The sequence below is a fragment of the Bradyrhizobium sp. HKCCYLRH3099 genome (assembly GCF_051167855.1).
Classification (GTDB): domain Bacteria; phylum Pseudomonadota; class Alphaproteobacteria; order Rhizobiales; family Xanthobacteraceae; genus Bradyrhizobium.
This window is the reverse complement of the sequence record NZ_JBNPTW010000019.1, coordinates 30022-51891: the sequence shown is the minus strand read 5'-3', so window position 1 is coordinate 51891 and position 21870 is coordinate 30022. Positions and strand designations below refer to the sequence as shown.

Here is a 21870-nt window from a genome sequence, read left to right as displayed (position 1 = left end):
CCGTCTCAGCCTTGTTTCAACCTTGGGTCACGAGCTGCGGCAGGATCATGCCGTTGGCCTGCGGCACCACCTTCAGCCCCTTCTTGTGCACGATCGGCTGGACGTATTGCAGCAGCGGAATCACTTCGCCCTCTTCGGCGATGTATTTGTCGACCGCCTTCCAGCCGGCGATGCGCTTGGCCTCGTCCTTCTCACCCCACAGCGGGCCGATGCGCTCGATCAGATCCTTGCCCTTCCACGCCGAATGCGGCGACGGGCCGAACATTGCGAAGCCTGTCGACGTCGTGGGATCGCCGATCGCGTTGCCCCAATTGTAGAACGCGGCCGGCGCCAGCGCGTGGCGCGCGCGCAGCTCGAAATGCTGCGCGATCTCGTAGACCTCGATATTGGCCTCGATGCCGACCTTGCGCCACATGCCGGCGATGGCCTGGACCATCTCGTAGTCCTTCGGCTTGAAGCCGCGCGTGGTCTGGATGGTGAACCTGACCGGCTTCGTGGTCGAATAGCCGCTCTTGGCGAGCAGGCTCTTGGCGAGCTCCGGATCGTAGGCGACCTTGATCGACGGATCGAACGCGGCGTAGCCCGGCGCTTCCAGCGTGTCGATCGGCACGCCATAGCCGCGCAAGAGCTTCTCGACGATCGCCTTCTTGTCGATGGCGTGATTGGCGGCGAGGCGGACGTTGCGATCCAGCATCGGATCGATGTCGGTCAGGAAGATCATGCCGATGTCGGAGATCGGCTGTGTCACGCCGGCGAGGTTCGGCTTGGCCTTGAGGCGGTCGAACTCCTCGTAGGGAATCTCGAAGGTGATGTCGGAGCCGCCCGACTCGATCTCGGCGACGCGGCTGGTCGGATCGGTGACGAACTTGAACACGACGGTCTCGAACGCCGGCTTCGGCCCCCAATAGCCGGGATGCGCCTTGAGCCGCAGGAAGGCGTTGCGCTCGAACGTATCGACCTTGTACGGACCCGAGCCGATCGGCGCCTTCTCGAAACCCTCGGCGCCGACCTTCTCGTAATAGGCCTTCGGCAGCACGTAGCCGGTCAGGAACGCCATCCATTTGAACAGCACCGGCTCGAACTCGACGACATCGGCCGTGATGGTCTGGCCGTCGATCTTGAAATTGTTGATCTTCGACCAGACGAACTGGATCGGATTGCCGCCCTTCGGGTCGGCGGCGCGCGTCAGCGACCACACAACGTCCTCCGGCGTGACCTTGGAGCCGTCGTGCCAGGTCGCGTCGGAGCGCAGCTCCATGGTGACCTTGGTGCGGTCCTCGTTCCAGCCCCACTTCGTCAGAAGACCGGGGTTGAACGAGAGATCGGCGGCCTGGCCGATATAGGGATCGAAGATCGCCTGGTAGATCGACTGGATGGTGGGATTGACCGCGGAGACGCCGACGGTCGGATCGAATGACGGCAGATTGACGTTGTAGGCGATGGTCAGCGTGCCCGCCGCGGCGCGCGCGGAGGATAGCGGCAGGCCGGTGGCGAGCGGCAACGCAGCCGCGCCCGCGAGCTGCAACATCGTACGGCGAGAGATCTGATGGTCACGCATGGTGATGCAACTCCGAAATGTGCGAACGATGAGTGAGCGAAAGGCAGATCAGGAAATGGCGCCCCTGCCGGCGCCATTCCTCACTTGATGATCAGTGCGGCGCGCTCTCGGCCCAGCGCTTCATCAGCGTGTTCGAGGGCAGAGACTCATCGACCAGCTTCTTGGCGGTCTCGACACCCGCGACCGGCAGCTTCGACGGATCGAGCAGGCCGATCTGCACCAGCACCGAGGCCTGATCCCAGTAGATGTGCTCGTTGTAGAGCTTGTCGCCGCGGAAGCGGACGATCGCGACCAGCGGGATCTCGACATATTTGCCGGTCGGCGGGATGCCGGGCAGCATCCAGTCGATCTCGATGTCGTGGGTGAAGCAGAACAGCATCTCGTCGACGACGCGGTCGGCGCCGATGGTGCGCGAGATCGGCACCAGCTTGGTGTCCTTTGGCGTCTTCGGAATGAAGTGGTTGGCGTAGAAGCGCAGCAGGTCCTTGTAGCCGACGCCGCCGGTCATGGTCGGGATATGGTTGACATAGGGCTCGGCGACCATGGTGCCCATCGTCGCCTCCGCCGAGCGGGTGGCGAATTCGAGCTCGGTGTGCTTATCCCACAACGACGACAGATCGTAATGCGGGCCGAGTACTTTCCTGAACAGCGCGATCGAGCGCGAATGCGCCATCAAGGTCGCGGGCTTGTCGAAGCTCGTGCGCTCCGGCGCGGCGAAGGCGTGATCGCAGCAGGGATAGAGATAGAACTCGGCGTCATCGCGGCCGGCAAAGCCGGCCTTGATCGCCTCGCGCGCCTCGGCGGGCGCGAACTTGTCGAGCTCGGCGAAGTGGAAGACGATCGGGCCCTTGATGTTCTTGGCCTCGGCGATATCGGCCTCGATGCCGACGCCATAATAGGAGACGGCACAATCGACATCGGTGCGGGCGGCCGTGAGATAGGCCAGCTTGCCGCCGAGGCAGAAGCCGAGTGCGCCGACCTTGCCCTTGCACTCGGGACGCGCGCGCAGCACCTTCAGCGCATCGGCCGTGTCCTTGATCGCGAGATTGACGTCGAAGCGCTGGTAGTAGCCGAACGCCTTGCCGAAATCCGCCTCGCCATAGCCGAGCTCGATGCCCGGCTCGAAGCGCCAGAACAGGTCCGGCGCCAGCACGACATAGCCTTCCTCGGCGTAGTAATCGGCGACGGCGCGCATCGAGGCGTTGACGCCGAAAATCTCCTGCAGGAGCACGATGCCGGGACCGGAGCCTGACGCGGGCACCGCCAGATAGCCCTTGAACGTGCCGCCATCGGCGGCGGCGATGTCGATCCACTGTCCAGCGTTCGTGCCAGCCATCGTCATGCTCCCCGGTCCTGCCAGCGTCCACAGTGACGCCGGGCCTCATGTGTTTTCTTCATTGAATTTTTAATGTAAAAATGTCGGATGTAAACAGCAGAGATTGAGCATGCGCTGCACAAGCGTTGTGCGGAGCGGCATCGGGAGATGGGAATTTGAAACGGGCGACGAACGCCGCAGCCAAGCGCAAGGTCGTGACGGTCAAGGCAAAATCGGCGATCAGCAATGCTGGATCACGGGCCGACAGAGTTGCTGAGAGAAGCGACAGTCGCGACAGCAAAGCCTCCTGGCACCTCGCCCGCAGCGACGCCGAGCGGCGGCTGTCGGACTTCGAGTTCGCGCTGGAGCGGCTCGCGCAGTCCTATTATCGCTGGAAGGCGTCGTGCCTTGCCGCCGTCTGCGAGGTGCCGCTGACCGGCGACGACGTCGCCGTGCTCAACGTCGTGCGCATGGGCGACGAGCCGAAGCGGCTCGCCGAAGTCGGGCAATTGCTCAACCGCGTCGACGTGCCCAACCTGCAATATGCGACGCGCAAGCTGGTGCGTGCCGGCCTGATCGAGACGGAGGGACGCTCATCGCGCAAGGAGACGCGCTATCGCGCGACGGCGCGGGGACGCGAGGTCACCGAGGATTATGCAGCGCTGCGCGCCGCGACCTTGCCGCCGATGTTCGACGGCGTGCCCGGCTGGATCGACAGCTGTGCAGCCACCACGGCGCAGCTCGACCAGATGGCCGGGCTCTACGGCCAGGCGACGCGGGTCGCGATCACCAAGCGGCACCAGTCGTGAGGCGTGCTAGCGCGGCTTGACGTCCGTCACCTTCCACAAGATGCAGACCACGTCATTCCCAGCGCGTTGCGCGCTTTGCGCAACCTGCTCCGCCTGGACGCCGCGGGTCGCGCGCAGATGCGCGAACCAGGCCCGGCCCGGCGTCTCGATCACGAGGAACGGTCGGCCGCCGCGCACCACCTCGTCAGTGGTGACGACCTGCGGCATCGGCAGCCAGGTCTGTAGCGCCTGCAGAATGTGATAGTCGACGGCGTTGCCGCGCGAGCGCGTCGGATAGTTGGTGACCACGTCCCAATCCAGCGGAAAGCGATAGGCCTCGCGTTGCGCGGCATAGGCGGCGCGCGGCAGGAAGACATGCGGCGAGTCGGTGATGACCGGCCACTCGCCTGTGACATAGGCGGCTTCGAAGGGGGTGCCGGCCGCATCCGTACAGACGGGGTCGCCGTGAGCCGGATGCGCGACGTGAGCGGCAACGTTGCGCAGCACCAGCGCCGAGATGATCAGCCCGCCGACCACGACGAGCGCGCGACGGCGCTCCGCGACCGCGAGCAGCCCCTGTGCAAATACGGTCATCAGGATGGAGGTGGCGATCAGCTGCGGAATGAAGAAGCGCGGCACGAAGATCGGGAATGCGATCAGCGAGACGATCCAGGCTGCGAGGGCGAATGCGGTGAACCCGGTCGCCAGGAGCAACATGTAGCGCGTGGATTGCCGATCGTCGCCGGAGATCATCTCGCCGCGCCATCGCGGCTGCTGGCTCCAGTCGGCCACGCTCGTCAGCAGCAGCCACAGCAACGCGGCGACACAGATCCACAACATTAGTTGCGAGGAGAACAGCGTCTCGGCGAGCTCGGACCAGCCCGGCTGTGTCATCCAGCCATAGGGGCTCGCGACCTTGAGCTGCTCGCGCAGGACCGGGAGCCATGCGAGCACCGCCAACACGGAAGGCGCAGTCGCGATCAGGATCCGGCGCAGCACGCCCTTCTCGCAGAGAGCACTGAGCCAGCCGGCCAATGCGATGCAGCCGACATAGGCGATGCCGAAGGTGTGTGACGACGTCAGGGCCAGGAACGCCAGTGCGAGCAGCCCTGTCTCGCGCGGCCGGCCGCGCTCGATGGCGCCCTGCTGCGCCAGCGCGGCAACCGCCGCCGCGGCGAAGTAGGTCGCATAGGTCCGGAACTCGAACGCCGCGAACAGTAGGTTCTCGTTCAAGGTGAGGAGAACGAACAGACCGGCCCAGCACGCGGCCGCCGACGCCACGCGCCTGCCGAGATGCCACAGCGCGGCAAGACCTGCCGCCACCAGCGCGAGGTTGAGCAGCTTCAGGACAGCGACGGCCGAGATGGAGCCAGGAAGCAGCCGCGCCAGCAGCCACGCGCCGGTGAGATAGAGCGGCGGGTTGCCGTCGATGCCGAGCGCTATGCCGGCCCACAGCTTGCGCAGGCTGTCGGCCTGCAAAAGATGCATCGTCAGCAGCTCGTCGGCCCACAAGGGATCGTTAACCGAACGGAACGCAAACGCCGCGAAAATGCCGAGGCCCAGCAGCACGCCGGCGCCGTTCAGGAATTTGGAAGCTGGAGGGGCGGTCGATGTCATGAATGACGCTGCTGCTGCGGCATCCATGACCCAAATTCCTTAGCACCGGCTTTCGGCGCGGGCTTTCCACCAGCGGTCGCCCCGCACCGGTTCACACGATCTTAGGGAAGCGCGCTGCACAATGCACGCGGCCAGCAGCGGTGAGACATGTCCCTTCCCTTCCCAGACGCGAGCGATCCGGGTCACGCCGGCACTCAACGCGAACCGCGCCCGCGCGCAGGCCGGCCGCTGGTCGTCGATGTCGACGATGTGCTGCTGCAGACAAGCCTGTCGAGCGAGGCCGTCTGGTCCGAGATCGCGCACCGTCCCGCCGCCATCATCACGCTCGCCGCCGCGCTGCTGCGCGGCCCTGCCGAGCTGAAGCGACGCCTGTCGACCTCGGCGCATTTCGATCCTGCCCGCCTCGCCTACAACACCGACACGGTCGGCATGATGCTGCAGGTTCTCGGCGAGGGACGACCGGTCTATCTCGCCTCGGATCACTATGACGGTGCGCTGGTCAGCGCGATCGCGCAACACCTCGGCGTGTTCACCGCGTGGTCGGCCTCCGAGACCGGCGTGCGGCTCGATCCGGAGGTGCTCGGCCTGCTGCAATCCTGGAGCCAGGGCTTCGACTATCTCGGCCATGACAGCGAGGCGTTGCCGGCCGGCGCGACACGGCTTCCGCGCCGCACAGCGGACGCATCGACCGTCGCGGCGACGCAGCCCGCGGGCTGGCGCGTCTGGGCGAAGCTGCTGCGCGTGCACCAATGGGCCAAGAACGCGCTGGTGCTGGTGCCATTGCTGACGGCGCATCAGTTCGGATTCTGGCCGGTCGCGACCGCGCTCCTGGCAGCCGTCGCCTTCTCGCTCGGCGCGTCAGCGGCCTACATCCTCAACGATCTCGTCGACGTCACCGCCGACCGCGCGCATGCGACCAAGCGCAACCGGCCGATCGCAAGCGGCGCCATCGCCCCGGCGCAGGCCATTGCCGCGATGGCGCTGCTGCTCGTCACCGCGCTGGCGCTCGCGACAGCCATCTCCCTGCCGTTTCTCGGCATGCTCGTCTTCTATCTTGCGCTCACGACCGCCTATTCGTTCCGTCTGAAGCGCATCGCGCTGGTCGACGTCGTGACGCTTGCCGTGCTGTACACGCTTCGCGTCATCGCCGGCGCCGTCGCGATCGGCGTGGCGATGTCGGAATGGCTGTTCGCGTTCTCGCTGTTCATGTTCATGGCGCTGGCGCTGGTGAAACGCTATGTCGAACTCGATCGCCGCAGCGGCGGCGACAAGCCGATGTCGCGCGACTATCAGCCCAACGATCTGTCGATGATCGCCGTGCTGGCGGCCGCCGCAGGCTTCAATGCCGTCGTGATCTTCACGCTCTACATCTCCTCCGATACGGTTCGCGCGCTCTACAGCCACCCACAGATCATGTGGGCCGGTTGCCCGGTGCTGATGTATTGGATGGCGCGGGTGATGCTGTTCGCCCAGCGCGGGCTGATCGACGACGATCCCGTGATCTTCGCGCTGAAGGACCGCGTCAGCTGGCTCGCGCTCGGCACGATCGGCGCGATCATGCTGGCGGCGATGTAACACGCGGTCATGAGCGATCTCGCCGGCTGGGGCAATTATCCGCGGCTGCCGAGCGAGCAGCTCACGCCGCTGCGCTCCGGCACCATTCCGCCATTGCTCGCAAGCCGCACCGGGCTGATCGCTCGCGGCCAGGGGCGCGCCTATGGCGATGCCGCGATCGGCATGGCCGCGACGCTCTCAACGGGCGGCCTGAGCCGGATGCGCCGGTTCGATCCCGACAGCGGCGAACTGACGGTCGAAGCCGGCGTGACCATTGCCGACGTTCTCACGACCTTCGTGCCGCGCGGCTTCTTTCTGAAGGTCGTGCCCGGCACGAAATTCGTCAGCGTCGGCGGCGCCATCGCGGCCGACGTGCACGGCAAGAACCATCATCGCGACGGCGGCTTCGGCGACCATGTCGTCGCTCTCCGGCTAATGTTGCCGAGCGGAGAGAGCGTCACCTGCTCGCGGCACCTCAACGCCGAGCTGTTCCACGCCACGGTCGGCGGCATGGGTCTCACCGGGATCATCACCGAGGCGACGCTGACCCTGATGCCGATCGAGACCGGCTGGCTGGTGCAGGAGACGCATGTCGCTGATGATCTCGAGGCCGCCATGGCGGCGCTCGAGGCGACGGCGTCGCACACCTATTCGGTGGCGTGGATCGACTGCCTGGCGCGCGGCGCCGCGCTCGGGCGCTCGCTGATCTACGCCGCCGATCATGCCGGTCTCGCCGACAAGGATCGCTTCGCGCCGGCCCGCGATCCGTTCCCGCCGCAACGACGCCCCGGTCCGTCGATGCCGTCCTTCACGCCGGGCTTCGCGCTCAACCCGCTGTCGGTGCGCGCCTTCAATGCCCTGTACTTCAAGCACGGCGCCAGGCATGCAGCGACGCCACGGCTGGTGCACTGGGATCCCTATTTCTTCCCGCTCGATGCGATCGGCCATTGGAATCGCATTTATGGCGTCCGCGGCTTCCTGCAGCATCAATGCGTGATCCCGGCGCACAACGCCCGCAGCGTGCTCGCTGAGATCCTCGACCGGGTCGCGCGACGCGGCAGCGCCTCGGTGCTCGCCGTGCTCAAGCAGCTCGGCGACAGCCACGGCCTGATGTCATTCCCGCTGCGCGGCTACACGCTGGCGATGGACTTTCCGATCCAGGACTCGCTGTTCGACTTTCTCGATGAGCTCGATGCGCTCGTCAGCGCAGCCGGCGGCCGCATCTACCTCGCCAAGGACGCGCGCCAGTCGCGCGCAACGTTCATGGCCGGCTATGCCGGGCTCGATCGCCTGCGCGACATCCGCCGCCAGATCGGCGCCACCGACAAGCTCGTCTCTCACCTCTCCGCCCGATTGGGAATCTGAGTCATGACCAACGCGAAATCCGTACTCGTGATCGGCGGCAGCTCCGATATCGGCCATGCCACCGCGCTGCGCTACGCGGAGCGCGGCTGGCAGGTGGCGCTCGCCGCCCGCGACACATCCACTGCTCAGCGCAATGCCGACGACATCAAGGCGCGCACGGGCAATGATGTTGTTGTGCATGCGCTCGACGTCCTTGACAGCGCGCGGCTCACGGGTTTCGTCGACGATCTGCCGGCGCTGCCGGACACCGTCGTCTCGATGATCGGCGAACTCGGCGACCAGGCGCGCGCGGAACGCGAGACCGAGCACGCCGCGATGATCATGCGCACCAATTTCGAAGCGCCGGCGCTGCTGCTCGGCCTGTTCGCCAATGCCTTCGCGGCGCGCGGCTCCGGCACGATCGTCGGCATCAGCTCGGTGGCCGGCGATCGCGGTCGCGGCTCGAACTACGTCTACGGCGCCGCCAAGGCCGGCTTCTCGCAATTCCTGTCGGGCCTGCGCAACCGCATGGCGCTCGCCGGCAAGGTGCGCGTCGTCACGGTGAAGCCCGGCTTCGTGCGCACGCGAATGACCGCGCATCTCAAGCTTCCGGCGCCGCTGACGGTGACACCGGCGCGCGTCGCGGCCGACATCTACGCGGCCGCAGAGGAGAGCCCGCGCGACGTGATCTATGTCGGACGCAGGTTCTGGCTGGTGATGACGATCATCAAGCTGATTCCGGAGGCGGTGTTCAAGCGGCTGAAGCTTTAGCCTTCGCGGCCGAAGGCGACTCCTGTCCGTCCGCCTCATGTCCGCCGCGGCGTATGGGTCCCGGCTCAAGGCCGGGACGACATCGTGGGCGGGGCGCGAGGCTCGCCCTCCATACTCCGCCGTCGTCCCGGCGAACGCCGGGGCCCATACAGCGGACACTATCGAGGAACGTTGCTGTGAGTTGGGCTATTCGCTGAGCGCATGATTTGAGAGCTAGGGCGACGTCATCCCCCTTTCCCATGGCAATCGCAGATGACGATCGCAGTTTGTGTTTGTTTCTCTCCTCGTCGTCATGGCCGGGCTTGTCCCGGCCATCCACGTCGTCCGGCATGCTGAGAACCACGTGGATGCCCGGGCATGACGGAGTGACTATTCGGCAGCATCGCTCGCCGGCTCAGATCCATAGCCTCCTATGCGATGTCCCTGCCGCTCCTCCCTTCTGAACAGCACATACAACGCCGGCAGCACCAACAAGGTCAGGACCGTCGACGAGATGATGCCGCCGATGACGACGGTGGCGAGCGGGCGCTGCACCTCGGCGCCGGCGCCGGTAGCGAGCGCCATGGGGACGAAGCCCAGCGAGGCGACCAAGGCCGTCATCAGTACCGGGCGCAGCCGCGCCAGCGCGCCCTCCTCCACGGCCGCGAGCACGCTGCGGCCCTCCTGGCGCAGCCGCTCGATGAAGGCGATGATGACGAGGCCGTTGAGCACGGCGACGCCGGACAGCGCGATGAAACCGACGCCTGCGGAGATCGACAAGGGCAGTCCGCGCAACAGCAGCGCGGCGATGCCGCCGGTCAGCGCCAGCGGCACGCCGGAGAACACCAGGGCGGCATCGGCCAGCGAACCCATGCTCATGAACAGCAGCAGCAGGACCAGCGCGAGCGCGATCGGCACGACGATGGTCAGCCGCTTGGTCGCCGACACCAGCTGCTCGAACTGGCCGCCCCAGCCGATCCAATAGCCCGGCGGCAGCTTCACGTTCTCGGCAACGGCCGCCTGAGCCTCGGTCACGAACGAGCCGAGATCGCGCGCGCGGACGTTGGCCGAGACGACGATGCGGCGCTTGCCGTTCTCGCGGCTGACCTGGTTCGGGCCCGGCGCCGATGCCACGTTTGCCACCGAGGACAGCGGCACATAGCGCGGCTGGGCCGCGGCGCTGAAGGCGGTGCGCAGCGGCGCGGCCCCCGCGTCCTCGCCTGCGGGCAAGGGAATTGGGATGGCTCTGATGGCATCGAGATTGCCGCGCAGGCGTTCCGGCAGGCGAACGACGATGTCGAAGCGGCGGTCACCCTCGAACAATTGCCCGGTGGCCTTGCCGCCGATGGCGATCTCGACCACGTTCTGCACCTCGGCGACGCTGAGACCGTAGCGCGACAGCGCCTGGCGGTCGATCTTGACGGTCAGGATCGGCAGGCCCGCAACCTGCTCGGTCTTGACGTCGGTCGCGCCATTGATATCGCGAATGACGGCTTCGACCTGGCGCGCCGCGCCCTGCAGGATGTCGAGATCGTCGCCGAAGATCTTCACGCCGACATCGCTGCGGACGCCGGAGATCAGCTCGTTGAAGCGCAGCTGGATCGGCTGCGAGATCTCGTAGTTGCTGCCGGGGATCTCGTCCGCGGCGGCTTCGATCTCCGCCACCAGTGTCGCCTTGTCCTTGGCCGGATCGGGCCACTCCGCGCGCGGCTTCAGCATGACGTAGCCGTCGCCCTGCGACGGCGCCATCGGATCGGTGGCGACCTCCGCGGTGCCGATGCGGGTGAAGACGTCCTTCACCTCCGGGATTCGCTTCAGCCTCGCATCGAGCGCCTTCTGCAGATCGACCGACAGCGTGAGGCTGGTGCCGGGAATGCGCAGCGCCGCCAGCGCCACGTCGCCTTCGTCGAGGCTCGGGATGAACTCGCCGCCCATGCGTGTCGCCGCGACGCCGCTGGCCGCGACGATCACCACGGCTGCGATGGCGACGGCGGCGCGATGGACGATGACGGCGCGCAGCAGCGGCGCATAGACGCGCCGGGCGCCGCGCATCACCAGGTTCTCCTGCTCCGACACCTTGCCGGTGACGAAGATGGCGACCGCGGCCGGCACGAAGGTGACGGAGAACAGCACGGCAGCGCCGAGCGCCATCAGCACCGTCAGCGCCATCGGCGTGAACATCTTGCCTTCGACGCCCGTCAGCGTGAGCACGGGCAGATAGACGACCGCAATGATCAGCGTGCCGAACAGGCTCGGGCCGATCACCTCGCGGGCGCCGCTGACGATGGTCTGCAGCCGCTCGGAGGTCGTGAGCAGGCCGCCCTTGCGGTGCTGCGCCTGGGCGAGCAACCGCAGACAGTTCTCGACGATGATGACGGCGCCGTCGACGATGATGCCGAAATCGATCGCGCCCAGGCTCATCAGATTGGCACTGACCCTGCTCTCCACCATGCCGGTGATGGTCATCGCCATCGACAGCGGGATGATGCAGGCGGTGACCAGCGCGGCGCGGATGTTGCCGAGCAGCAGGAACAGCACGACGACGACGAGTGCGGCACCTTCGAGCAGGTTTGTCTCGACGGTCCGGATCGTCGCCTCGACGAGATGAGTGCGATCATAGAGCGTGCGCGTGATCACGCCCTCGGGCAGCGACCTCGCGATCTCATCGAGCCGTGCGGCGACGCGGCGCGCGACGCTACGGCTGTTCTCGCCGATCAGCAGCATCGCGGTGCCGAGGATGGTCTCCTCGCCGTTGAGCGTCGCCGCGCCCGTGCGCAGGTCGCGGCCCTCCATCACCTCGGCAACGTCGCCGATGCGCACCGGCGTGCCGCCGCGGGCGCCGATCACGATGTCCTTCAGCTCGGCGGCGCTGCCGACCTGGCCGGGCGCGCGGACCAGATACTGCTCGCCATTGCGCTCGATGTAGCCGGCGCCAACATTGGCGTTGTTCGATGCCAGCGCCGCGATGACGTCGCGAAAACTGATCTTGTAAGCCATGAGCCGGCCGGGATCCGGCAGCACGTGGAACTGGCGCTCGAAGCCGCCGATGGTGTTGACCTCGATGACGCCGGCGACGCCGCGCAATTGCGGCCGGATGATCCAGTCCTGGATGGTGCGCAGATCGGTCGGCGAGTAGTCGGCACCATCCGCGTTCTTGGCGCCTGGTTTGGCCTCGACCGCATACATGAAGATCTCGCCGAGCCCGGTCGATAGCGGCCCCATCGCCACCTCGACGCCGGGCGGCAGCTGATCCTTGACCTGCTGAATGCGCTCGTTGACGAGCTGGCGGGCGAAGTAGATGTCGGTGCCGTCCTGGAACACGACGGTGACCTGGCTCAGCCCGTAGCGTGACAGCGAGCGGGTGTAGTCGAGCTTCGGCAGGCCGCCCATCGCGGTCTCGACCGGGAAGGTGATGCGCTGCTCGGTCTCGAGCGGCGAATAGCCCGGCGCCTTGGTGTTGATCTGCACCTGGACGTTGGTGATATCGGGCACGGCGTCGATCGGCAGCCGGGTGAAATTCCAGGCGCCGAAACCGGCCGCGCCGAGTGATACGAGCAGCACCAGCCAGCGCTGGCGCACGGCAAAGGCGAGGATGGCGTCAATCATGCTCGGCCTCCCCCTTGCCCATCTCGGCCTTCACGACGAAGCTGTTCTCGGCGACGTAGTGCTCGCCTGGGGAGAGGCCGTCGCGGATCTCGACATGGGTGGGATCGGATTCGCCAAGCGCGACGGGCCGCGCCTCGATCTTGTCGCCCTCCTCGCGGACGAACACGACGGTCTTGTTCTCCAGGGTCTGGATCGCACTGGCGCGCACCGCGACCGCGACGCTGCGCTTGGCGAGCACCAGCCGTGCGGCGACGAACAGGCCGGGGCGCAAGCGACCATCGGCATTCGGCAGCACGACGCGCGCCAGCGCGGTCTGGGTCTCGCTGGCACCGACCGGGGCGATGTAGGAGATGTTGCCCTTGATGGCGCCGCGGCCGTCATCGGGATCGATCAGCACCTCGTCGTCGAGACGGACGCGTCGCAGATCCTGGCGATAGATCGAGAGGTCCACCCAGATGGTCGAGAGGTCCGCGACCACGAAGGCCGGCTTCTGCTCGGAGGCGTATTCGCCGAGCGAGATCTGGCGATCGATGATGGTGCCTCCGATCGGCGCCTTCAGGTCATAGGCGGTCAGGCTCTGGTTGCTTTCGATCGCGGCGAGCAGTTCGTCCTTGGCGACGGTGTCGCCGATGCGCTTCCTGATCGCGCGGACGATGCCGGGAAAGCGCGGCGTCACCTGCACCAGCGCTTCCTGGTTGGCGCGGAGTACGCCGTTGAACGAGAGGGTATCCGACAGCGTCGCGGGTCCCGCTTCGGCAAGCGTGACGCCGGCGGCGGCGAGCTTGACGTCGCTGATGCGGATGCGGTCGGCGCCGTGCTCGTCCTGTTCGACATGGTCCTTGGGCTTCTCCGCGTGATCGGCATGGCCGACCGTCGCGTCAGTGTGCGGCGATGCGTCGCCCAGGAAGCGCGCAGCGCCGGCGCCGCTGGCGGCCGCGAGGATCGCGATCAATATGGCGGTCGACGTCTTCATCGCGCAGACTCCCGGACCAGAGTGAAGGGGCGGCCGACCAGGCCCTCGATGGTCGCCACCGCGACGTGGATGTTCTGCAGCGCCTCCTGCTCGCGCAGCCGGGCCTGGGCGACGCTGCCTTGCGCGTCCAGCACTTCGAGCAGCGAGAAGCGCCCGGCGCTGTAGCCCTGCGCGATCTCGTCCGCCGCCTCCTGCGCCTTCGGGATCGCGATCTCACGCAGTACGGCGAGCTCGCGCAGCGAGCCTTGCAGCGAGTCATAGGCGCGGCCGGCGATCACCAGCAGCGCATTGCGGTTGGCCTTGCGCTCGGCCTCCGTCTTGGCGAGGCTTTCCTGCGCCGAGAGGATGTTGCCCTGGTTCTGGTCGAACACCGGGATCGGCACGCTGACGCTGAGCCTGACCGCATCGTCCTTCGTGTCGTTGAAGTGGCGCCAGCCGGCGCCGACGCGGACGTCGGGATAGGGCTTGAGCCGGGCGAGCAGCAGCTCGGCATTGCGCTGCGCGTAGACGGCCGTCCATCGCGTCAGCTGCGGATTGGCATCGATCGCGGCGACGACGGTCTGGAATGCAGGCGGCTGGCCGGTCGTCTCGAACCGGCCGGTGACGGTGGGGAGCTTGGCCAGGCTGTCGCCGATGAGCACGGCGAGTTCGCGGCGCGCGCTCGCCAATGTCGCCTTGACGCGCTCACGGTCGGCGCGCACCAGCGCGGAGGCGACTTCGGCGCGGCCGGTCTCCGCCGGTGACGACGCGCCGGCCTCGACCCGACGGCGCAGCAGCGGCGTCAGGCGGTCGAGCGCCGCGACCTGATCGTCGAGGATTTGGATGCGACGCTGCGTGGCGAGCACGGTGACGAAGGCGATCGCCGTCTCGGACAGCACTTCGAGCCGCACCGCCTGGCGCTGGATCTCGGCGACGCGGACACCCGCCTGGCCTGCGGCGATACGCGCATCGCGCTTGCCGAACCACTCGAACGCCTGGCTGATCTGCAAGGTCGTCTCGGCCGAGCGCGTGCCGCGATATGAGCCCGAGCCAAGCGAATTGTCCTGCTCGTAGGACAGTTCGGGATTGATCAACGCACCCGCCTGCAGCCGCTGGCCGGAGGCGATGCCGATGTCGCGATCGGCCGCAGACAGCCGTGGATTGGCGGCAAGCGCGCGCGACAACGCCTCGCGCAAGGTCAGCGTCTGCGCGGCTGTCGCCTGCGCTGAGACGGCGAGCAGGGTCGCGGCGCAGAGCGCGCGCGCAACCATCCCGGGGAATGGCATCAAAGCAACCTGTCTGGACGAGCAAGGATGGACGGCGTCAGCCGTCCGGCACGCGGCGTCAGATCAGGTGTCTTGGCGGCGGAGAATCGCGCTCGGAGAGGACGCCGGCGCGAAGCAGCGGACTAGCCCAGTCGGTGGCCGCGACGATATCGGCCGGAACGGCCGCGAGTTGGAGCTGCGGCATGGCGACAGAGAAGCAGCCATGGCAATGGTGATCGGCAATACCGCGCTGATCGGAATGACCGGCCTTGTCGAGCAGCGATGCGATCTCCGGCTTGCCGGCGGAGGGATGCGCGACGTCGATGTCGCAGGCGCCATGCAGCGCGCCCGCCAGGAGATAGGCCAGCAGCACGCACAGCGATGCGATCCGGCGCAAGAAGCGCGGGCGCGTCGTGACATATCGCGGGCCGACCAACTGCAAAAATCACCCCCTGTATCGGGCGCGGATAGCACGCAGCCGGGATGTTGTCGATCAGCAACAATGTAACAAACGGAACCGCGTGGTTGGCGCTAGGCGATCGCCGGCGCGAGGATCACGCAGGCGAGCAGCATCAGCGCGGCGGCGCTGCAGCGATAGCCGACCGCAGCCGGCAAGAGACCTCCCAGGCCGCGGCGGAGCGTCGCGCCGAGCAGGATCCAGCCTGCCCCGATCAGCATCGTCGAAAGGCCGAGCGCAACGATGAAGGGCAGCAGGGTTGCGGCATCGCCCTGCGCCGGCAGCAGCGTGAAGGCGAAAATGATCGCCTTGGGATTGAACAGCGTGGTGATGAAGACGCGACCGGCTGTGACCGGCGGGGCATGGCGGGCGGCCACGCCGCCATGGCGCCAGAGCGCCGCGGCGAGGTGCAGCAGATAGAGCACGACCACGACGCGCAGGGCATCGCCCACGAGCGGGTGAAGGGCGAGAACGGGACCGAGCAGGCCGCGCAGGACCAGGATCGCGAGCAGATAGCCGGCGATCTCCGCCAGCAGCAGGTGAACGGAGCCGCGCGCGCCGCGGCTCGCGCCTGACGTGGCGAGCAGGGTGTTGGTCGGGCCGGGTGTCGCGAGCAGCGCAGCAGCGGCGAGAGCGAAGGTCAGCAATTCCATGCGCCGACTGACCACGCGGGCCACGTCCCCGCCTTGACCAGGGTCAATCCTGCCCAGCTCGGTGTTCAGGGCGCGAGGATCTCGAGGCTCACATCCGGCGGCAGCGTCGGCGCGAAGGCCGCCAGCGCCCGGTTCACCTCGGCCGCGTCAGCCGCGGGCGTGCGGTAGAACGAGACGTCGCCGACGGCCACGGTGACGAACGGGCTGTGCAGCACCGCGACTTTCGTCCAGCTCGCCGGCACGCCCCTGGTGAACCAGCGATCATAAATCATGACCAGGCCGACGCCGCGTTCGGCCGCAAGCGCGGCCATCTCGTCGGGACCATAACGGCCGGCGAGCTTGGCCTTGCGCACCGGCTCGGAGCCGAGCCCCCAGAGGTCGAGCACGTAGTTCGGATTGCGGTAGGCGACGAGGCCGAGATCGTTGACGGCGACGGGATGAGGATAGAACTCGTGGACGAAGCGGCCCATCTGATATTGCTGCTGTGAGATGTTGCGCGAGGCCATCGGCGACACCCAGGCGGCGGACGCATAGGGCCAGGACGCGTAGCCCAATAGCAACAGGAGCGGCACCTTCAGCGCATGCGCGACACGAGCGTCGAGCTGCGGTTTCAGCTGCGCGATCAGCCAAAGCCAGGTCACGGCACCGAGCGCAATGACATAAACCTCGTAGCGATGAAACCAGTCATACTGCCCGAACGCGACGTGGCCGCCGATGGCGGCAAGCACCGCGCCGGCCACGACCAGCGCGCGCCGGTCGGAGCGCAGCCACCACGCGTTGACCGCCACGGCCATGGCAAGCAGCAGCAGCCGCTGGCCGTAGGGATTGATCAGGCTGAGGATCAGATTGTCGACGATGGCGCCCAGCGCGCTGGTGTGCTCATAGGCCGCCTCGGCGATGCGCGCTTTCAAGAGCACCGAGCTCGGCAGCAGCGGCAGGCCGAGCGCGTGCATCCGCGCGCCGTAAGCGAGCAGCGCCACCGCGATCAGACCTGCGGCGAGCGCTGCGGCCCGGCGCTGCCGCAGCAGCACGAGGCCGGCGAGCGCCGCGCACGCCAGGGCCGCGCCCTCGAACCGGATCAGCGGAAGCAGCACCAGCGCGGCGATCTGCAGCCGGGACGGTGAACGTCCGCGCGCGGCCTCGACGAGCCCGGCGAACGTCGTCACCGTCGCCCAGACATGCAGGCTGTGCTCCAGTCCGGTCATCGGCAGTGCCACCGCGCTGACGATGAAGATCATCAGCAGCGCGATCACGTTCGTGAACCAGGCGCGCTCGCCGTCGAACAGGCCGGAGCTCTCCAGCAGGCGGACGATCGTGACGAGGGTGGCGGCGGCTGCGGCGGCGCCGATCAGCAGCGGTCCCCAGGGGCCGAGATGCAGCGCCTCGGTGAGCGCGATCAGATAGGGCCAGATGATGGACGAGCTCGGCGAGGAGACCTCGCCCGCATTGACGCCGTAGCCGCCGGCCAGGATCTGATCGGCAACCGCGAGATGGATGTAGCCGTCGTCCAGCGTGAACACGAGCCGGCCGCCGGCAAGATAGAGGCTGACGATGAGCTCGGCGGCGAACAGCACGCCCCAGACCGACAACGCCACGACAGTGCGATGCGACAAGGCCGGCCACGGGCGTGAGCCCGATCCGGTGCGCGCGTCCGCCGTTGCGAAGGTATCGATGGTCATGAAGAATCCGAAGCTCGTCGTCGCATGCCTCATTAGCTGCGAAAGCTTAAGTCCCGCTTTCCGGCACTGCGCGTCCGTACATCATTCGTTAACTCCTCGACGCGCCAGCGGTAGGCGATGCCGCATGAGCATCCCGTATTGGCGGCATGCAGTGCGTTTGATTGACTTGGGACCCCCGCCCACTAAGGTTCGCGCCGCCGGGAACAATCAACTGCGACGGATCAGGCCCTTGAGGGCCGATGATCGCGGCGCGAAGGATCGGATCAGAATGACTTTGGCGATGAGCTGGGACGAGTGGACCCGGCATGATGGCGTGGCGCTGGCGGAGCGTGTGCGGAAGGGCGAGCTGACGCCGGCCGAACTGGCGAAGCAGGCCGCGGAAGGCATCGCCAAGGTCGATCCGGCGCTGTCGGGCGTGGTCGAGGTGTTCGCCGACGCGGTCGACGATCCGATCAAGGCCGGCGCCAATGCTGACGGTCCGTTCGCGGGCCTGCCGTTCCTGATGAAGGATCTCGGGCCGACCATGGCCGGCCGGCTGCAGGAGCAGGGCTCGCTGTTCATGCGCGGCAACCGCCCGACCGCCGACACGCATCTCACCGCGAAGATGCGCAAGGCCGGCCTCAATCTGATGGGCCGCACCACGACGCCGGAATTCGGCGTCTGCAGTTCGGCAGAAAACCCCGCCGTCTACGTCACCCGCAATCCCTGGAATACCGACTACACGACATGCGGCTCCTCAGCCGGCAGCGCGGCGATGGTTGCCGCCGGCGTGGTACCGATCGCGCATGCCACCGATGGCGGCGGCTCGATCCGTATTCCCGCTGGCGTCAACGGCAATATCGGTCTGAAGGTCTCGCGCGGCGTGTTCTCGATCGCGCCGCATCTGTCGGATCTCACCGGCCTCGTCTCGATCCAGGGCTGCCAGTCGCGCAGCGTGCGCGACACCGCCGCCTTCGTCGATCATTGCCGCGGCGGCGCGCCGGGCGAGTTCATGCCGTATTGGACGACGCCGGAGCCGTACACCGAGCTGATCAAGCGCGATCCCGGCAAGCTCAAGATCGCGCTGTCGCACCAATGGGGCGACTACCGCGCCACGCCGCACATCGCGGCCGAGCTCGAGCGCGTCGGCAAGTTTCTCGAAGGCCTTGGCCATCACGTCGCCTATGCGCTGCCGGATGTCGACTATCGCGCGGCTTTCGCGGCGCAGACCACCTGCTACATCTCGAACTTCGCGATCGTCATCAACAACCTGCTCGCATCGCGCAAGCTCGACCGGCCGCCGGCCGAGCTGATCGAGCCGATCAACATCCGGATCTGGGAAGCCGGCAAGGGCACCAGCTTCGCCGAGCGCGCGGCGATGCAGGCGGTGTTCAACACCACCTCGCGCGCCTTCGGCGCGTTCTTCGAGGATTGGGACATCATCCTGACCCCGATCACGGCGCTGCCGACGCCGAAGATCGGCACCACGGAATATCTCACAATCAGCGACAATCCGTCCGTGCTCGACTGGTTCGAGAATCTCTGGCGCAACTTCGCCTTCACGCCGCTCGCCAATCTCTGCGGCATTCCGGCGATCTCGCTGCCGCTCGCGACCAATGAGCACGGCCTGCCGCTCGGCATCCAGGCGATCGGCAAGCAGGCCGATGACGGCCTGCTGCTGCAACTGGCGGCCCAGATCGAACGCGCGATCGGCGGCCAGTGGAACGCCGGCGCGACGCCGGCGGTGCACGTCACCAAGGGGTGATGGCGCGCCCCCATGTTTCCGGCCCGGCGATGATCCGACATCGCCGGTGAAACGTTGGTGACGGTGAGCGGCGCTGAGGCCAAGGCTCGGCGCCGCACGTGACCGGCGAGGATGGACGTGACCGATCAGTTGATCGCGACCGCGACACGTGACGGCGCTGCGGAGACCGAGGCGCGCCGGCACACGGTCCGGCTGGACTCGTTTCCGCGCGGCGGCGTCGCCGCGGTATTCGGCGCGAGCGGCGGCATCGGCGGAGCCCTCAGCGCGGCCCTGACCGAGAGCGGTCATTTCAACAGCGTGCTCGGCTTCAGCCGGGCCGGCGATCCCCGTTTCGACCTGACCGACGAGGCGAGCGTCGCACGCGCAGCCGAAGCGCTCGCGGCCGCCGGCGAACTCCGGCTCGTGATCATTGCGACGGGCATGCTGCACGACGGCGACGTGCTGCCGGAGAAGAGCTGGCGCGAGCTCGATGCCCAGCGCCTCGCCCGCGCCTTCGCCATCAATGCCATCGGTCCGGCGCTGCTGATGAAGCATCTGCTGCCTTGCCTGCCGCGCAGCGGCAAGGCGACGCTCGCGGCGCTGTCGGCGCGGGTCGGCTCGATCGGCGACAACCGGCTCGGTGGCTGGTACGGCTATCGCGCGTCCAAGGCGGCGCTGAACCAGCTGGTGCATTGCGCGTCCATTGAGCTGGCGCGCCGCGCGCCCGAGGCCGTCTGCATCGCGCTGCATCCCGGCACCGTGGCGACGCGGCTCTCGGCGCCGTTCGCCCCGGCCGCCGGCCTCGCCCCGGCCGAGGCCGCGCGGCATCTGCTCGGCGTGATCGACCGGCTCGCGGCAAAGGACTCAGGCAGCTTCCACGATTGGCGCGGCATGCCGGTGCCGTGGTGATGCGTCATGCCTAAGATGCGGCGCAAGGCCGACCTTCCGACCAAGATCTGCGCCTGCTGCGGCCGCCCCTTCGCGTGGCGGCGCAAATGGACTCGCGACTGGGACGAGGTGAAGTACTGCTCGGATCGCTGCCGGTCGGATCGTGGTCGAGTGGCTGCCGCTGCATCGACCGCGACCAGGGGACGCTCGCATGCTGTCTGACATTCCGGCACCAATGCGAAGCCTCGGCCTGGCCGGACTGATCCCGTTCGTCGGCCTCGCCATCATCGTCATCACCGGCGATGAGACGATCCGCGCTTCGGCCCTGCGCGCGCAGATCGGCTACGGCGCGGTCATCGTGAGCTTCCTGGGCGCGCTGCATTGGGGCGCAGCCGTGCAGACGCCGGCGCTGGCGAACTGGCCGCGCATGGCCTGGGGCGTGACGCCGTCATTGCTCGGCTGGGTCGCACTGCTGCTGCCGCCACTGCCGGCCCTGGTGCTGCTCACGGCTTCGCTGTTGGCAGCGCTGGTATTCGATGAGTTCAGCTTCAGCGCTGATGCGTCGCAGGCCTGGCTGCTGAAGCTGCGGCGGGTGTTGACGGCTGGCGCGACGTTATCGCTGCTCGCCTCGCTCATCACCATCCTGGTCAAGACGGCGCGCTAACAGCCGCCGTCCTGGACAATGCGGCGTTTCCCCTGGCAAGCTCGCGTAACTTTCGCGAGGCGCCATGAACATCCTGCTGCTCAATCCCAACATCCGCTCCGACATCACCGACCTCATGCTGCAGGTCGGCCGCGACGCCGCGGCGCCCGGCACCAGCTTGATCCCCTGCACCGCGCCGCGCGGCGTGCCCTATATCGCCACCCGCGCCGAGGCGCAGATCGGCGGTGCGGTGGCGCTGGAAATGCTGGCAGAACGCAACGGCACGTTCGATGCCGCGATCATCGCCGCGTTCGGCGATCCCGGCCTGTTCGCGGCGCGCGAACTGTTCGACGTGCCGGTGATCGGACTTGCGGAAGCGGCGATGCTGACGGCGTGCATGGCCGGGCGACGCTTCGCCATCGTCACCTTCGCGCAGGCGCTCGGGCCCTGGTACGAGGAGTGCGTGCGCATGCACGGGCTGATGGAGCGCTGCGCGGGCATCCGCATGCTCGATGGCAGCTTCAAGCAGATTTCGGACGTGCAGCACGAGAAGGAAGAGCTGCTGGTCGAGCTGGCGCTGCGCGCGGTCGAGGAGAACGACGCCGACGTGCTGATCTTCGCCGGCGCGCCGCTGTCGGGGCTTGCGGCCCGCGTTGCGCATCGCATCCCCGTGCCGGTGGTCGATCAGGTGATCGCGGCGGTGAAGCAGGCCGAGGCGCTGCTGGCGCTGAAGATGCGCAAGGCGACGGCCGGGACGTTCCGGCGGCCGGCGGCGAAGCCGACGACGGGATTACCGGAGGCGCTGGCTGCCCGGCTGGAGCATCGCGATTTGTAGTTCGGCGAATGACGAAGAGTCCCGTCTCTCTCCACACCGTCATTCCGGGGCGCGCGTCAGCGCGAGCCCGGAATCCATAACCACGACTGTCTGTGACGATACGAGATGTACCCACGAGCATCTCGCTCTCCAACAACTGCCTGTGGGTATGGATTCCGGGCTCGCCCCTCGGGCGCCCCGGAATGACACGGAGAGAGGCGGGCATGAGCTGACTGCGTGCACTTAGATCGAGCGTCGGACCTC

18 protein-coding genes are annotated in these 21870 nt (G+C 67.4%); 9 read left to right on the top strand and 9 right to left on the bottom strand.

The window, feature by feature from the left end; translation table 11 throughout:
• Window positions 1-16 precede the first annotated feature (16 nt).
• Window positions 17-1558 (bottom strand): ABC transporter substrate-binding protein, encoded by a 1542-nt coding sequence (locus ACQR1Y_RS28310; RefSeq protein ID WP_434879003.1) that lies wholly within the window; start codon window positions 1556-1558, stop codon window positions 17-19.
• 91 nt (window positions 1559-1649) lie between these two features.
• Window positions 1650-2894: a dienelactone hydrolase family protein gene (locus tag ACQR1Y_RS28305; RefSeq protein WP_434879004.1), complete on the bottom strand. Its 1245-nt coding sequence runs from the start codon at window positions 2892-2894 to the stop codon at window positions 1650-1652.
• Between the two features lie 155 nt (window positions 2895-3049).
• Here ACQR1Y_RS28305 and ACQR1Y_RS28300 point away from each other — a divergent pair, with 155 nt between their 5' ends.
• Window positions 3050-3682, top strand: coding sequence for a helix-turn-helix domain-containing protein (locus ACQR1Y_RS28300; protein WP_434879005.1), 633 nt, complete (start codon window positions 3050-3052; stop codon window positions 3680-3682).
• 6 nt (window positions 3683-3688) lie between these two features.
• Here ACQR1Y_RS28300 and ACQR1Y_RS28295 read toward each other — a convergent pair whose 3' ends face one another.
• Window positions 3689-5278: a hypothetical protein gene (locus ACQR1Y_RS28295; RefSeq protein WP_434879006.1), complete on the bottom strand. Its 1590-nt coding sequence runs from the start codon at window positions 5276-5278 to the stop codon at window positions 3689-3691.
• 147 nt (window positions 5279-5425) lie between these two features.
• Between ACQR1Y_RS28295 and ACQR1Y_RS28290 the strand changes: the two genes are divergently transcribed.
• From ACQR1Y_RS28290 to ACQR1Y_RS28280, 3 genes are read left to right on the top strand one after another with little or no spacing between them, the layout of a single operon-like run.
• Window positions 5426-6853, top strand: coding sequence for a UbiA family prenyltransferase (locus tag ACQR1Y_RS28290; protein ID WP_434879007.1), 1428 nt, complete (start codon window positions 5426-5428; stop codon window positions 6851-6853).
• 9 nt (window positions 6854-6862) lie between these two features.
• Complete coding sequence (locus tag ACQR1Y_RS28285; protein ID WP_434879008.1) at window positions 6863-8197, top strand: FAD-binding protein; 1335 nt, start codon at window positions 6863-6865, stop codon at window positions 8195-8197.
• Between the two features lie 3 nt (window positions 8198-8200).
• Complete coding sequence (locus ACQR1Y_RS28280) at window positions 8201-8947, top strand: SDR family oxidoreductase (protein WP_434879009.1); 747 nt, start codon at window positions 8201-8203, stop codon at window positions 8945-8947.
• 369 nt (window positions 8948-9316) lie between these two features.
• Here ACQR1Y_RS28280 and ACQR1Y_RS28275 read toward each other — a convergent pair whose 3' ends face one another.
• The 6 genes from ACQR1Y_RS28275 to ACQR1Y_RS28250 all read right to left on the bottom strand — a co-directional run bounded on the left by ACQR1Y_RS28275 (window position 9317) and on the right by ACQR1Y_RS28250 (window position 17538).
• Entirely contained in the window at window positions 9317-12532 is a 3216-nt protein-coding gene (locus ACQR1Y_RS28275) for an efflux RND transporter permease subunit (protein WP_434879010.1), read from the bottom strand.
• Window positions 12525-13505, bottom strand: coding sequence for a divalent metal ion exporter adaptor subunit IhpB (gene ihpB / locus ACQR1Y_RS28270; RefSeq protein ID WP_434879011.1), 981 nt, complete (start codon window positions 13503-13505; stop codon window positions 12525-12527). The genes ACQR1Y_RS28275 and ihpB overlap by 8 nt, the downstream gene beginning before the upstream one ends.
• On the bottom strand, window positions 13502-14770 hold the full coding sequence (gene ihpA, locus ACQR1Y_RS28265; protein ID WP_434879012.1) for a divalent metal ion exporter subunit IhpA: 1269 nt from the start codon (window positions 14768-14770) through the stop codon (window positions 13502-13504). Before ihpA ends, ihpB begins: the two co-directional genes overlap by 4 nt.
• A 58-nt stretch (window positions 14771-14828) precedes the next feature.
• The gene (locus tag ACQR1Y_RS28260; RefSeq protein ID WP_434879013.1) at window positions 14829-15185 is read right to left on the bottom strand and encodes a hypothetical protein; all 357 of its coding nucleotides are present in this window, start codon (window positions 15183-15185) and stop codon (window positions 14829-14831) included.
• Between the two features lie 95 nt (window positions 15186-15280).
• Entirely contained in the window at window positions 15281-15859 is a 579-nt protein-coding gene (locus ACQR1Y_RS28255) for a LysE family transporter (RefSeq protein ID WP_434879014.1), read from the bottom strand.
• Between the two features lie 65 nt (window positions 15860-15924).
• Window positions 15925-17538, bottom strand: a complete 1614-nt coding sequence (locus ACQR1Y_RS28250; protein WP_434879015.1) for a hypothetical protein — start codon at window positions 17536-17538, stop codon at window positions 15925-15927.
• 268 nt (window positions 17539-17806) lie between these two features.
• Here ACQR1Y_RS28250 and ACQR1Y_RS28245 point away from each other — a divergent pair, with 268 nt between their 5' ends.
• From ACQR1Y_RS28245 to ACQR1Y_RS28225, 5 genes are all read left to right on the top strand, one after another.
• Window positions 17807-19282, top strand: a complete 1476-nt coding sequence (locus ACQR1Y_RS28245; RefSeq protein ID WP_434879016.1) for an amidase — start codon at window positions 17807-17809, stop codon at window positions 19280-19282.
• 117 nt (window positions 19283-19399) lie between these two features.
• Window positions 19400-20170, top strand: coding sequence for an SDR family NAD(P)-dependent oxidoreductase (locus ACQR1Y_RS28240; protein WP_434879017.1), 771 nt, complete (start codon window positions 19400-19402; stop codon window positions 20168-20170).
• A 6-nt stretch (window positions 20171-20176) separates the two neighbouring features.
• On the top strand, window positions 20177-20371 hold the full coding sequence (locus ACQR1Y_RS28235) for a DUF2256 domain-containing protein (RefSeq protein ID WP_434861748.1): 195 nt from the start codon (window positions 20177-20179) through the stop codon (window positions 20369-20371).
• Complete coding sequence (locus ACQR1Y_RS28230; protein WP_434879018.1) at window positions 20361-20813, top strand: DUF3429 domain-containing protein; 453 nt, start codon at window positions 20361-20363, stop codon at window positions 20811-20813. The genes ACQR1Y_RS28235 and ACQR1Y_RS28230 overlap by 11 nt, the downstream gene beginning before the upstream one ends.
• Window positions 20814-20877: 64 nt before the next feature.
• On the top strand, window positions 20878-21627 hold the full coding sequence (locus tag ACQR1Y_RS28225) for an aspartate/glutamate racemase family protein (RefSeq protein ID WP_434879019.1): 750 nt from the start codon (window positions 20878-20880) through the stop codon (window positions 21625-21627).
• Window positions 21628-21870 lie beyond the last annotated feature (243 nt).